Raw genomic sequence first — 13,402 nt, forward strand, 5'->3', positions numbered from 1 at the left:
CATTGTAAATGAGCGCCTCGAACGATACTTCCGCCGCCGGCGCGCGGTCTGCCCCGTCCGCCCGGTCTGCAGCGTCAGCACGGACGGTGCTGGTCACGGGCGCCGCGCACCGGATCGGCCGCGGGCTGGCCGTGGGCTTTGCCGCGGCGGGCTGGGACGTGGCCGTGCACTACGGCGCGTCGAAGGCGCAGGCGGACGATGTCGTCGCCGAAATCGCCGCGTTGGGGCGGCGAGCCGTCGCGCTGAAGGCGGATTTGTCCGTCGAGGCGCAAGTCGAGCGGCTCGTGCCCGATTGCATCGCGGCGCTCGGGCGGCCGTCGTGCATCGTGAACAATGCGTCGCTGTTCGACGAGGACACCGCGCTCGACGTCGGTTACGCGAAGCTGCTGCGCCTGACGTCGATCAACGTCGGCGCACCGCTGGTGCTGGCGCGGATGCTGCACGCCGCGACGCCCGAGGCGGCCGTGCACGACGAATCGCTGCGCGGCGCGGTGATCAACGTGCTTGATCAGAAGCTGTACAACATGAATCCGGATTACCTGTCGTACACGTTGTCGAAGGCCGCGCTCGGCACGGCGACCGTCGCGCTGGCGCAGGCGCTGGCGCCGAAGGTGCGCGTGGTCGGCCTCGCGCCGGGCCTGACGCTGCAATCGGGCGACCAGACGCCGGCAAGCTTCACGGCCGCGCACAAGGTGACGCCGCTCGGCCGCGCGTCGCGCGTCGAGGATCTCGTGGCGGCGGCGCTGTATCTGGCCGACGCGCGCGGTGTAACGGGCACGACGCTGGTCGTCGACGGTGGCCAGCATCTCGTGCCGCTGCCGCGCGACGTGATGTTTTTGACGGGCGCCGATCGCTAGCCGACCGGCTGCCGGTGCGCTGCGAGGCGTGCGCCGAAACGCGCCGCGAGCGTGCCCCATTTGCAACTGCGTGTGAAACCGCGCGCAAACTTTGTACTGGAACGAACATGTCTGCCGCTCTGCTTCATCCCCGGCTCGCCGATTGCCGCCGGCTCTTTCTGCGCAATTACGAGGTGTACATCAATATCGGCGTGCACGACTTCGAAAAGCGCGGCGAGCAGCGCGTGGTGATCAACGTCGAACTGTTCGTGCCGCTCACGCTGTCCACGCCCGTCGAAGACAAGCTGCGCGAAGTCGTCGATTACGACTTCATGCGCTCGACGATCGGCGCGCGCGTGAGCCAGGGGCATATCCATCTGCAGGAAACGCTCTGCGACGACCTCGCGAAAGCGTTGCTCGCGCATCCGAACGTGCGCGCCGTGCGTCTGTCGACGGAAAAGCCCGACGTTTATCCGGACTGCGATGCCGTGGGCGTCGAGGTGTTCCATATCAAAGAGGACTGAGCGATGAACGCTCCCGAAACCCTGACGGGCGTCGAAGCGAACGCGCCCGTTGTCGACGCGACGGCAACCGCGGCCGCAAGCGAAGCCGAGCGCAAGCGCGCGCACACGCGCCGCGAGCAGAAAGAGCAGTACGAGAACAACAAGCTGTTCAAGCGCCTCGCGCGCCAGGTCGGCCAGGCCATCGGCGACTACAACATGATCGAGCAGGGCGACAAGGTGATGGTGTGCCTGTCGGGCGGCAAGGACAGCTACGCGATGCTCGACGTGCTGATGCGCCTGCGCGAGCGCGCCCCGATCCACTTTGACATCGTTGCCGTGAATCTCGACCAGAAGCAGCCGGGCTTTCCCGAGCACGTGCTGCCCGAGTACCTGAGCAAGCTCGACATTCCGTTTCACATCGAGAATCAGGATACGTACAGCATCGTCAAGCGCCTCGTGCCCGAGGGCAAGACCACGTGCTCGCTGTGCTCGCGGCTGCGGCGCGGCATTCTGTATCGCGTGGCGGGCGAACTCGGCGCGACCAAGATCGCGCTTGGGCATCATCGCGACGACATCCTGCAGACGCTGCTGCTGAACCTGTTCTACGGCGGCAAGCTGAAGGGCATGCCGCCCAAGCTGCAATCCGACGACGGCAAGAACGTCGTGATTCGTCCGCTCGCGTACGTGAAGGAAACCGATCTCGAGAAATACGCGGAGTTGCGCGAATTCCCGATCATTCCATGCAACCTGTGCGGCAGCCAGCCGAACCTGAAGCGCGCGGAAATGAAGGCGCTGATCCGCGAATGGGACAAGCGTTTTCCGGGGCGCGTCGACAACATGTTCAACGCATTGTCGAACGTCGTGCCGTCGCATCTGATGGATCACACGCTGTTTCCGTTCGCGGGTCTGCGCGCGACGGGCGAGGCCGATCCGCAAGGCGATATCGCTTTCGACGAGGAGCCGTGTTCGACCGATTCCGCGCCCAGCGGCATGTCCGCGGCATCGCAAACGATCTCCTTCGTGCAATTCGACGATCTTTGACACCTCGTCAGATCCCCGCAAAGCCTTTTAAAACATACGCTTGCGGGGGTTTGACCGTTCGCTGGGCCACGTAGCCGCCACGTTCAACATGCTAGAATCGCCCACTCCAAACTCGTCGAATACGCCCACGTCATGAATATCGTGATTCTGGCGGCAGGCACCGGAAAGCGCATGCGCTCCGCATTGCCGAAAGTGCTTCATCCCTTGGCCGGCCGGCCGCTCCTCGCTCATGTCATCGATACTGCACGCACGCTGGATCCTGCGCGTCTGGTCGTCGTGGTCGGTCATGGCGCGGAGCAGGTGCGCGCGGCCGTCGCGGCGCCCGATGTGCAATTCGCGCTGCAGGAACAGCAGCTCGGCACGGGCCATGCGGTGCAGCAGGCGCTGCCGCTGCTCGAACCGTCGGCGCGACGCTCGTGCTGTACGGCGACGTGCCGCTCACCCGCTCGAGCACGCTCAAGCGCCTGACGGACGCCGCCGGCCGCGACGGCTACGGCGTGCTGACCGTGACGCTCGACGACCCGACGGGCTACGGCCGGATCGTGCGCAGCACGGGCGGCAAGGTCGAGCGCATCGTCGAGCAGAAGGACGCGACGCCCGAGCAGCAGCGGATCGCCGAGATCAATACGGGAATCGTCGTGATGCCGACGAAGCGTCTAGACGGCTGGCTGTCTTCGCTGAAGAACGACAATTCGCAGGGCGAGTTCTACCTCACCGACGTGGTCGAGCGCGCAATCGAAGCGGGCATCGACATCGTCACCGCGCAGCCCGATCAAGAATGGGAAACGCTCGGCGTGAACAGCAAGCAGCAGCTCGCGGAACTCGAGCGCATTCATCAGCACAATGTCGCCGACGCGTTGCTGGTCGCGGGCGTGACGATCGCCGATCCGGCGCGTATCGACGTGCGCGGCTCGCTCGAATGCGGCCGCGACGTATCGATCGACGTGAACTGCGTGTTCGAAGGCAAGGTGACGCTCGCCGACAACGTCTCCATCGGGCCGAACTGCGTGATCCGCAACGCGACGATCGGCGCGGGCACGCGCGTCGACGCGTTCACGCATATCGAAGGCGCGCAGGTCGGCGCGCAGGCCGTGCTTGGGCCCTATGCGCGGCTGCGTCCGGGCGCGACGCTCGCTGACGAAACACACGTCGGCAATTTCGTCGAAGTGAAGAACGCGGTGCTCGGCCACGGCTCGAAGGCGAACCACCTGTCGTATATCGGCGACTCCGATGTCGGCGCGCGCGTGAATATCGGCGCGGGTACGATTACCTGCAACTACGACGGCGCGAACAAGTTCCGCACGATCATCGAAGACGACGTCTTTGTCGGCTCGGACACGCAACTGGTGGCGCCCGTGCGCGTCGGCCGCGGCGCGACGATCGCGGCGGGCACGACGGTGTGGAAAGACGTCGAAGAAGGGCGGCTCGTGCTCAACGAAAAGACCCAGGTGGGCAAGACGGGTTACGTGCGCCCGACCAAAAAGAAAAGCTGAGGCAGCCGCGCGGGTCGCGCGGCCGGCTTCCAACTCTGAAGGATCATCATTATGTGCGGCATTGTCGGCGCGGTAGCGCAGAGAAATATCGTTTCCGTCCTGATCGAAGGACTACGTCGCCTCGAATATCGCGGCTATGACTCGTGCGGCGTCGCCGTGCTCGCGAACGGTGAGCCGCAGCGTGCGCGCAGCGTCGCGCGCGTCGCCGATCTCGACGATCAGGTTCGCGACACGCGCCTCGAAGGCGCAACGGGCATCGCGCACACGCGCTGGGCCACGCACGGCGCGCCCGTCACGGATAACGCGCACCCCATCTTTTCGCGCAACGAACTGGCGCTCGTGCACAACGGCATCATCGAGAACTACGAGTCGCTGCGCGAGATGCTGCGCGGCAAGGGCTATGAGTTCGTCTCGCAAACCGATACGGAAGTGATCGCGCATCTGATCCACAGCCTGTATCGCGGCGACCTGTTCGCGGCCGTGCGCGAAGCGACGGCGCAACTGCACGGCGCATACGCGATCGCCGTGCTGCACAAGGATCAGCCGCATACAGTGGTGGGCGCGCGCCAGGGTTCGCCGCTCGTCGTCGGTTTGGGGCAGGGCGAAAACTTCCTCGCGTCGGACGCGCTCGCGCTGGCGGGCAGCACCGACCGCTTCATCTTCCTCGAAGAAGGCGACGTCTGCGAACTGACGCTGGAAAACGTCCGCGTGTTCGATCGCGACGGCAAGCCCGCCGAGCGCGAAGTGCGGCAAGTGGCGGCGTATGGCGGTGCTGTCGAACTCGGCCCGTATCGCCACTTCATGCAGAAGGAAATCTTCGAGCAGCCGCGCGCGATCACCGACACGATTCCGCAAGCCGACGCATTCGATGCGTCGCTGTTCGGCGAGCAGGCCCCGCAGGCGTTCAGCGAAATCGACAACCTGCTGATTCTCGCGTGCGGCACGAGCTACTACTCGGGCCTGACGGCGAAGTACTGGCTCGAATCGATCGCGAAGATTCCGACGCAGGTCGAGATTGCCAGCGAATACCGTTATCGCGATTCGGTGCCGAATCCGAAGTCGCTGGTCGTGGTGATTTCGCAATCGGGCGAAACGGCCGATACGCTCGCCGCGCTGAAGCACGCACAGTCGCTCGGGCACAAGCACACGCTCTCGGTGTGCAACGTCGGCACGAGCGCGATGGTGCGGCAGACGGCACTGTCGTTCCTTACGCACGCGGGCCGCGAGATCGGCGTGGCGTCCACAAAGGCTTTCACGACGCAACTGGTCGCGCTGTTCGTGCTGGCCGCGACGCTCGGCAAGATGCGCGGCCACGTCAGCGCGGCGCAGGAAGCCGACTACATCCGGCATCTGCGCCACCTGCCGGCAGCGCTGAACAGCGTGCTGGCGCTGGAGCCGCAGATCATCGCGTGGTCGGAAGAGTTCTCGCGCAAGGAAAACGCGCTGTTCCTCGGACGCGGCCTGCACTATCCGATCGCGCTGGAGGGCGCGCTCAAGCTGAAGGAAATCTCGTACATCCACGCCGAAGCGTATCCGGCTGGCGAGCTGAAGCATGGGCCGCTCGCGCTCGTCACGGAGGCGATGCCCGTGGTGACGGTTGCGCCGAACGACGCGCTGCTCGAAAAGCTCAAGTCGAACATCCAGGAAGTGCGCGCGCGCGGCGGCCAGCTGTACGTGTTCGCCGATGCCGATACCAAGATCGTCAATGACGAAGGGCTGCACGTGATCCGCATGCCGGAGCACTACGGCTTGCTGTCGCCGATCTTGCACGTCGTGCCGCTGCAGTTGCTCGCGTATCACACGGCATGCGCGCGCGGCACGGATGTTGACAAGCCGCGCAACCTCGCGAAGTCGGTCACGGTGGAGTAAGCCGGACGCTTCCGTCGGCGCTCAGTGTTCGACTGTCTGGCTGCGGTTTTTCATCGAATATGAATCGTTCAGCCGTTCTGGCCGGTGGTTCCGCGCGCCGCTTCCCGCGGAGCGCGTGCCGGAAGTGACAGCCGAGAACGCGATAGCGATGCTGAATACACTGACGCGCCGGTTCGCTGGTGGCAGCCGCTTCAATTCCAGTGGGTTCGAGAAGTACGGCCTGGTTGAGTTGCGGCCATAAACATCGGCGCGGCGAATCGACAACGATCGTCGCCTAGTTGAGCGATGTCTACTGCATTGCCGATACCGCGGCACGCAATGCGAGCAGATAGCTGTCGACGCCAAAGCCGCAAATTTGTCCCTTCACAACTTCGGCGAACACAGAGTGATGCCGGAAAGGCTCACGAGCGTGAATGTTTGACATATGCACTTCGACGACCGGGACCGTGAGAATCGCGAGCGCATCGCGAATCCCGTAGCTGTAGTGGGTCCAGGCGCCGGCGTTGATGAGCACAGCATCTACCCCATCGGTGAAGGCCTTGTGAATGCGTTCGCACATCTCGCCTTCATGGTTCGTCTGAAAGCTATCGACCTCGACCTTCAACTCGCGGGCTGTTGCCCGGAGCTTCTCGTCGATTTCTTCGAGCGTTATCGTTCCGTACTGGACCGGGTCGCGCTTGCCGAACATGTTGTGGTTGATGCCATGAAGCATGAGGACTTTCATTTCGGTATCTCGCTAACAGTGAATTTCAATCGGTCGGCAACTCGACGACGGTGCCTGAGGTTGCCGCAGTTGCGATGGCTTCCGTGATTCGCAGGTTTTTCAGGCCATCGCGTGCTGACACCAAAGGCGCAACTTCGCCCCGAACGACAGCGGCAAAGTGCTCCATCTGATGCTTGATGGGGTCATCGCGGACCATCCCGACAACCCCCACTTCGAACGGCTTCCACCATGAGCGGTCCTCGCGCCGTGCGTAGGTCTTCAGCCGCATAGTCGGAACGGCCAGACTCCCATTCGTTCCAGCGACGAGATAGCAGTCTTCGTCTTCGTACGTCGGATAGGCCTTGTTTTCTTGCGACGTCTGTTCCCAACTACGGGCGCTGGCCGCGGTATCCGAAAGCATGAACGTGCCAAGTGCGCCGCTAGCAAACCGGAGATTGATCGCAACCGTATCTTCGACGGGAAAATTCCGGGCCGCATGGGACTTGAATGCCTGCACCGCGACGATGTCGCCACACAACATGCGAAGGTTGTGCACCTCGTGAATCATGTTCAGCAGGATGGGACCCCCGCCGATTTCTCGACGCCATGGCGCCTCGACGAAGTAGTGGTCGGGCTTCATGAACATCGCAGTACCCGTGACTGCCACGAGACGTCCGAGGGCGCCGGAGTCGACCACTTGCCGGGCCTTTTCCATGATCGGACTGTGCGCACGGTGGTGACCAATCAAAATCGGGACACCAGCTTCCTCGCCGGCACGCACCAGCGCTTCCGCTTCGGCGACGGTGGGGGCGATGGGCTTCTCAAGCAACATCGGGACACGCGCGTCAAGACACTGCACTGCGTGATCGACATGCAACTGATTGGGCGTCGCGAGGACGACACCATCGGGTTTGTCTTTTGCAAACAGTTCGTCAAGCGTCGCGAACAATGGCACATTGGCCTGCTCAGCCAGCACTTTTGCCGCGGGTGACGGGTCGACAATTGCTGAAAGCGTACAGATGTTGCTGCGGGTTGCTGCACCGATATGCGCCTGTCCGATGTAGCCGGCTCCAGCGACGGCTATACGGGTCTTGCTCATGCTGTGTCACTCCTTGAGGGTAGCGCGCTCATGCACGCGATTGCTTAAGAGCCGGCTGACGCATTGCCTGATACTCGGGATTCCCGGGTGGGCTTGAGTCGGTTTGCCGAGGTCACCCTCCGGGTGTGATGCAGCCTCTCTTGCCCACTGCGGGTCTCCCGCTCCATCGTCTCGTCTCCCTATTTATCGCCGCCTGGCTTGACGTGCGGCTTGGCGCGGGAGTAAGAATAAAATCAACTTCTGCGCTTACAATGCGTGCATCGTTCACTTCAATGCTTCCTGATCGTGAATAATGACTGGGACCTTGTCGACCTCCGGGTCTTCTGTCAGGTTGCACGGCGGTCGAGCTTTGTCGCCGCCGCGACGGACTTGGGGATTTCCCCTGCCTATGTCAGCAAGCGGGTCGCCGATCTGGAACGGACACTCGGCGTCACCCTGTTTCATCGCACCACCAGAAGAGTGCGAATCAGTGACGTGGGGGAAGCGACTTACCTGTGGGCCCGTAAGGTGCTGGAAGCGGTCGACGGTCTGAACGACAGCGTCGCGAGGCCGGACACGACGCTGTCCGGTCAATTGCGCATCAGTTCAAGCCTGCGTCTCGGGCGCAATCATCTCTCTCCCATCCTTGCCGAATTGAACCGCGCACATCCCGGTCTCGAGATATGGCTCGAGCTGGTGGACCGTCGCGTTGATTTGCTCGCTGAAGGCTTTGATATTGACGTGCGGATGGGGGAAGTCATGGAACCACATCTGGTCACCCACCTGGTCGCGGAAAATTCGCGAGTTCTCTGCGCAGCGCCTGAGTACATTGCGACATTCGGAGCTCCGAAGACTGTGGCCGAGTTGGCGCATCACAGTTGCCTGCTCTACCGGGAGCGACATCAAACCTTCGGGGTCTGGCGGCTACAGGGACCGGAGGGAATCGAGTCAATCAAAGTGACTGGTCCCATGGGCTCGAATCACAGCGATATCGTGTTCAACTGGGCCATTCAGGGGCGCGGCATCATCCTGCTGGCAGTATGGGATGTTGCCGAAGCTTTAGCTTCCGGACAGCTCCAGCGCGTCCTCCCCGAGTATCGGCAGGAAGCCAACGTCTGGGCCGTGACGGCCGCCAAACTGCAATCGTCTCCGAAATTGCGCGCCTGCACCGAATTCATCATGAAACATTTGCGCGAAGGCCCCTACGCACTGAATACAACGATTCAGTGATCGCTGGTCCGCTTGAATTATCAGGTCGTACGTCGCCGTGAAGGCGAATCGCGCGATAAACGGCTAGCCGTCTCCCACGCGACGCCTGACGCCGCAGCTTTGCGGTCGGCAACCTTCCTCTTCGAGCACGCGCGAGCGCGTCACCTCGACATCGTCAGCCGAGGTGAGTCGTTTTCATCTTCGGCTGCGGCGCGTCCCGCGACGTCAACTCCTGCATGATTCCGCACCTATCGACGGGATGTGCGCAGCGACACTTCTGCCGCAACCCGACGAGCTTTTGCCGTAGCTGCACGAGTTCGTCGATTCGCGTGCTGACGTGATCGATATGATCATCGACCAGCGAATTGATCGTGCTGCAACTCGACGAATGGCCATCCGCAGCCTCCAGTAGCGCGCGCACTTCTTCGTGTGTCATGTCCAGCGCGCGGCAATTTCGGATGAATCTCAGCCGGTCAATGTGGCTTTCGTTGTACGTGCGATAGTTCGCATCCGTTCTGTCGGCCTGCGGAAGGATGCCTTCTTTTTCGTAGAAGCGGATGGTGTCCGGCGTGCAGTTCAACCGACGGGCAAGTTCGCCGATCTTCATTTTTGCTCTCCTGACTTGACCCTGGAGTGACTCCAAGGTGTTTAGTACTACCGTGGATCACGAAAGAACGTTTGCATGCTACGCCGCGGAGCTTTCATTTGCCGGTGCGCGTGCAAGTGAGCGCCGGTGATGGCCGGCGGGCTCGCGATCCTGGTATCGAAGTGAACGCGAATGCAACACACGTGCAGGGAGCAAAAAATGAGCATCTGGGAACGAGTATTCGGAAATCATCAAGGCAGTCATCGCGGCAACGGCGCGCGTCATGCGCAGCGTGCGAGCAGTCATCGCGACGGGCGAGAGGCAAACGCCGACTGGGGACGTTCGCGCGCATCGGACTGGTCTGCGCCGTCGGGAAAGATCTGTTCGCGGTGCTACGCGCCCGCTTCGGCGCATGCGCAGTTCTGCAATCGGTGCGGCACGTCGCTGCTGTTGTCGGCGTGCGGAAAATGTAGCGGACCGTTGCAGGCGGGGGCGAGGTTCTGCGGGCAATGCGGCACAGCCGTGCCTTGACGCAGCGCGCTCGCTTGATTGGCCACGCCCGTCTTTCCGTCGCGCGCGAGGGCTCAGTCCGCGCTACGCGCCTTATGGCCCGCGAACGATACGTGAATGACAGTTTTGTCATCTGCGGATCATCGATACGCACCGGCTTCTCTTCAGACTGGACGCATGCGCCCAAGGGCGAACGTCGAGGGAGAGAAAACCATGAAGCGGCAGACCATGGTCGTCGCGCTGCTGATCGCCGTCGCGTCAGGCATGGCGTCGGCGCAGGACGCGTCGGCGCCGACATCGAAGACACGCGAGCAGGTACGGGCTGAAGTTGAACAGGCGCGCCGGGATGGCTTGCTGCCCTATCGGCGCCACGATTATCCACCCAGCAAGGCGACCATCGAGCGCAACAAGGAGCTGTATGCCATCGCGCATCCGAACGCCGTGAAGACTGAAGGTGCGACGGCGGTGCCCGCGAAATAGTCGCTCATAGATCCGCACTCCACGCGGACTATTTCGGCGCGCCGCGATCACCGGGCGCGCCATTTTTTTCTTCGGCGTCGGCAGCGTTTGCATGCACACGAGCGAGCCATCGGCACACGTCGCTCGCGTCGAATGCGAAAGATGACAGAAATCTCATGTTCGCGTCATGTTCGCACTGCTGCGCAACCGTAGCATCGCCACGGCTGCTCAACGGTAACTTCGCCTATGTCGATACGTTCATTCTCTGTGCTGCTGCTTGCGGCCACTGCTGCTGCCGCCGCTTCCGCTCATGCGCAGGCGGGTCCATCGCCCGCCGATCGCGCGACGGACCCGCCGCTCGCGCAACGCGGTGCGCCTGACGAGGGCGCCCAAGCACCCTTGACCCTCGACGACGTGCTCGGACTCGCCGCGCAATCCAACCCGATGCTGCGCGGCGCACGCGAGGCGGCCGACGCGTCCGCTGGCGCGTTCATGCAGGCAGGCGCGCGGCCGAATCCGCAGCTGTCGTTGCTGCAGGAAGGATTCAGCCGGGCCGAGCGCACGTCGACGGCGCTTGTCAACCAGACCATCGAGCTTGGCGGCAAGCGGAGCGCGCGGCTGGAAGTCGCGTCCTATGGCCGCGAACTGGCGCTCGCCACGCTCGACGGCCGCGCCGCGGCGCTGCGCGCGCAAGTCATCGCGGCGTTTTACGGACTGCTCGCCGCGCAACGTCAGTCGCAGGTCGCGCAGGAATCGGCGGACATCGCGGCGCGTTCCGCCGATCTCGCCGACAAGCGCGCGCGAGCCGGCAAGGTGTCGCCCGTCGAAGCCACGAAAGCGAAAGTCGCCGCTACCGGCGCGCAGATCGAGGCCGCGAATGCGATGACGCAGCTTTCGGCCGCAGCCGAAAAGCTCGTGAATGCGACGGGCAGCGCCGTCGTGCGCGAACGCGCGGTCATCGGCGATCTGGAGAGGGTGCCGACTATCGAGCCGCTGCCGCAACTGCTCGCGCGCATCGACGATGCGCCGCTTTCCCGCATGGCGAAGGCCGCGATGCTTCGCAGCAACGCGGCCGTGTCCGTCGAACGCGCGAGGCGCATGCCGGACATCACGATCAGCGCGGGCATGAAGCGCGTGATCACGGCCGGCATCGGCGACAACCAGGCGGTGATCGGCGTATCGATTCCGTTGCCGATTTTCGATTCGAACAAGGGCGGCTTGCTCGAAGCCGTGCATAAGGCGGAACAGGCATCGGCCGATTTCGACGGCGAGCAGGCGGGACTGCGGCTCGCGCTGACGCAGGCGTACGCCAGCTATCAGATTGCCACGCAGGAAGCGCAGCGGCTGAAGGCCGATGTGCTGCCCGCCGCCCGCGACGCGCTGAACGCGATGTCGCGCGGCTATGCGCTCGGCAAGTTCAGCTTCCTCGACGTGCTCGACGCGCAGCGCACGTTGTTCCAGGAGCAGTCGCGCTACGTGCAGTCGCTGGCGGACGCCCATGCCGCGTGGGCGGAACTCGGGCGGCTCGTCGGCACGCCGTTGCCGTCGGGCCTTCCACAGACAACGGATAACCACTGAGGGGTCATCATGCCGCGCAACAAAATCAACGCCATCCTCGCGGCCGCCGCTGTCGGAGCGGGTCTCGCGTTTGCCGCGTATGCGCTGACACATCGGCCGTCCGTCGAGACGCCTGCGGGCCTCGAAAGCAATGCGCCCGCCGACGCCCAGACGACAGGTCCGCAGGGCGGCACGCTGCTCAAGTCGGGCGATGTCGCTATCGAAATCGTGCTGCCCGAAAAGCAGGGCGATGCGCGCCTTTTCGTCTATCTGTACGTGAAGGGCAAGCCCGTTGAAGGCGGCGGGCCGGTCGTGACGGGCACCCTGACGCGCATTCAGGGCAACAGGGAGAACCTGCAATTCGTTCCGTCGGGCAAGGGGTTCATGTCGGTGCAGCCCATCGCGAAACCTCACGTGTTCGATGTCGCGCTGCGGACGTCGTGGCAGGGTCGATCGGCGGCCTTCGCCTGGTCGCGCAGCGACGGCGTCATCGCGCTGAGTGCGCAGCAGAGCCAGACGGCGGGCATCGAACTGGCGAATGCCGGGCCCGCCGACATCACGGTCACGCTGCAAATGCCCGGCGAAATCAGGTTCAACGAGGACCTCACCGCGCATGTGGTGCCGCGCGTGGCGGGCATCGTCGAGCGCGTGGCCGTGTCCGTCGGCGAGAAGGTCGACAAGGGGCAATTGCTCGCCGTCATCGCGAGCACCGACCTGGCCGACCGCCGCAGCGAACTGCTGACGGCGGAGCGCAGATTGTCGGCGGCGCGGACCTCGTACGAACGCGAGCGAACGCTCTGGCAGGAACGCATCTCCGCCGAACAGGACTATCTGCAGGCGCAGGTGCAACTGCGCGAAGCGGAAATCGCCGCGCAGAACGCGCGTCAAAAGCTGCTCGCGCTGAACGCGGCCACGAACGCGGGGCCGCTGAACCGCTACGAGCTGCGCGCGCCGTTCGCGGGAACGATCGTCGAAAAACACGCGACCACGGGCGAAGCCATCGCCGCCGACGCGAATGTGTTCACGCTGTCGGATCTGTCGACCGTGTGGGCGGAAATGGCCGTGCCGGCGCAGTCGTTGAATGCCGTGCGCGTCGGCCGCGAGGCGACGGTCAAGGCGACCGCATTCGATTCGAGTTCGAGCGGCCGGATCGCCTATGTCGGCTCGCTGCTCGGCGAGCAGACGCGCTCGGCGCAGGCGCGCGTGGTGCTGCCCAACCCCGACGGCGTGTGGCGTCCCGGCATGTTCGTCAATGTGTCGGTCGACGCGGGACGGAAGTCCGTGCCTGTGGCCGTCGCGCAGGACGCGCTTCAGGACATCGACGGCAGTCCCGCCGTGTTCGTGAAAACGGCGAAGGGATATGTCGCGCAGAACGTCGCAACGGGGCGCCGGGACAACCGCATCGTCGAAGTGGTGAGCGGTCTGCGGGCGGGTCAACAGTACGTCGCCGCCAACAGTTTCGTGCTGAAGGCCGAACTCGGAAAGAGCAGCGCCGAGGAAGAGTGACATCGCGGGCGCCGCGCGGCGAAAGCCGTTCGGCGCGCGGCCGTTGGACCGT

12 protein-coding genes and 1 pseudogene are annotated in these 13,402 nt (G+C 63.8%); 10 read left to right on the top strand and 3 right to left on the bottom strand.

All coding sequences use genetic code 11. The features are described 5' to 3' along the window. Positions 1–8: 8 nt before the first annotated feature. The 5 genes and pseudogenes from H3V53_RS16945 (at position 9) to glmS (ending at position 5,742) form a co-directional block, all read left to right on the top strand. Positions 9–857 carry an SDR family oxidoreductase gene (locus H3V53_RS16945; RefSeq protein WP_336598933.1) on the top strand — a complete coding sequence of 283 codons (849 nt, stop codon included), beginning with the start codon at positions 9–11 and terminating at the stop codon, positions 855–857. 107 nt (positions 858–964) lie between these two features. Beyond that, entirely contained in the window at positions 965–1,360 is a 396-nt protein-coding gene (locus H3V53_RS16950; protein WP_054918426.1) for a dihydroneopterin aldolase, read from the top strand. Positions 1,361–1,363: 3 nt separating this feature from the next. After that, positions 1,364–2,380, top strand: coding sequence for a tRNA 2-thiocytidine(32) synthetase TtcA (gene ttcA / locus H3V53_RS16955; protein WP_336598934.1), 1,017 nt, complete (start codon positions 1,364–1,366; stop codon positions 2,378–2,380). Positions 2,381–2,512: 132 nt separating this feature from the next. Beyond that, positions 2,513–3,873 (top strand): annotated as a pseudogene (gene glmU / locus H3V53_RS16960) (bifunctional UDP-N-acetylglucosamine diphosphorylase/glucosamine-1-phosphate N-acetyltransferase GlmU). A gap of 51 nt (positions 3,874–3,924) precedes the next feature. Further along, positions 3,925–5,742 (top strand): glutamine--fructose-6-phosphate transaminase (isomerizing), encoded by a 1,818-nt coding sequence (glmS, locus tag H3V53_RS16965; protein WP_336598935.1) that lies wholly within the window; start codon positions 3,925–3,927, stop codon positions 5,740–5,742. A 289-nt stretch (positions 5,743–6,031) separates the two neighbouring features. Here glmS and aroQ read toward each other — a convergent pair whose 3' ends face one another. Further along, positions 6,032–6,466, bottom strand: coding sequence for a type II 3-dehydroquinate dehydratase (aroQ, locus tag H3V53_RS16970; RefSeq protein WP_054918415.1), 435 nt, complete (start codon positions 6,464–6,466; stop codon positions 6,032–6,034). Positions 6,467–6,491: 25 nt separating this feature from the next. Continuing rightward, complete coding sequence (locus H3V53_RS16975) at positions 6,492–7,544, bottom strand: Gfo/Idh/MocA family protein (protein WP_336598936.1); 1,053 nt, start codon at positions 7,542–7,544, stop codon at positions 6,492–6,494. 285 nt (positions 7,545–7,829) lie between these two features. Here H3V53_RS16975 and H3V53_RS16980 point away from each other — a divergent pair, with 285 nt between their 5' ends. Further along, a complete protein-coding gene (locus H3V53_RS16980) occupies positions 7,830–8,753 on the top strand; it encodes a LysR substrate-binding domain-containing protein (RefSeq protein WP_336598937.1) in 924 nt (307 codons plus the stop codon). Between the two features lie 154 nt (positions 8,754–8,907). Here the strand turns inward: H3V53_RS16980 and cadR are convergent, their stop codons facing one another. After that, complete coding sequence (cadR, locus tag H3V53_RS16985) at positions 8,908–9,339, bottom strand: Cd(II)/Pb(II)-responsive transcriptional regulator (protein WP_336598938.1); 432 nt, start codon at positions 9,337–9,339, stop codon at positions 8,908–8,910. A gap of 198 nt (positions 9,340–9,537) precedes the next feature. Here cadR and H3V53_RS43650 point away from each other — a divergent pair, with 198 nt between their 5' ends. From H3V53_RS43650 to H3V53_RS17005, 4 genes are all read left to right on the top strand, one after another. Further along, complete coding sequence (locus H3V53_RS43650; protein WP_419539510.1) at positions 9,538–9,849, top strand: zinc ribbon domain-containing protein; 312 nt, start codon at positions 9,538–9,540, stop codon at positions 9,847–9,849. 192 nt (positions 9,850–10,041) lie between these two features. Then, positions 10,042–10,308 carry a DUF4148 domain-containing protein gene (locus H3V53_RS16995; RefSeq protein WP_054918428.1) on the top strand — a complete coding sequence of 89 codons (267 nt, stop codon included), beginning with the start codon at positions 10,042–10,044 and terminating at the stop codon, positions 10,306–10,308. A 225-nt stretch (positions 10,309–10,533) separates the two neighbouring features. Next, positions 10,534–11,865 (top strand): TolC family protein, encoded by a 1,332-nt coding sequence (locus tag H3V53_RS17000; protein WP_336598940.1) that lies wholly within the window; start codon positions 10,534–10,536, stop codon positions 11,863–11,865. Positions 11,866–11,874: 9 nt separating this feature from the next. Beyond that, positions 11,875–13,350, top strand: coding sequence for an efflux RND transporter periplasmic adaptor subunit (locus H3V53_RS17005; RefSeq protein ID WP_336598941.1), 1,476 nt, complete (start codon positions 11,875–11,877; stop codon positions 13,348–13,350). Positions 13,351–13,402 lie beyond the last annotated feature (52 nt).

It is taken from the genome of Paraburkholderia bengalensis (genome assembly GCF_037126505.1).
Classification (GTDB): Bacteria; Pseudomonadota; Gammaproteobacteria; order Burkholderiales; family Burkholderiaceae; genus Paraburkholderia; species Paraburkholderia bengalensis.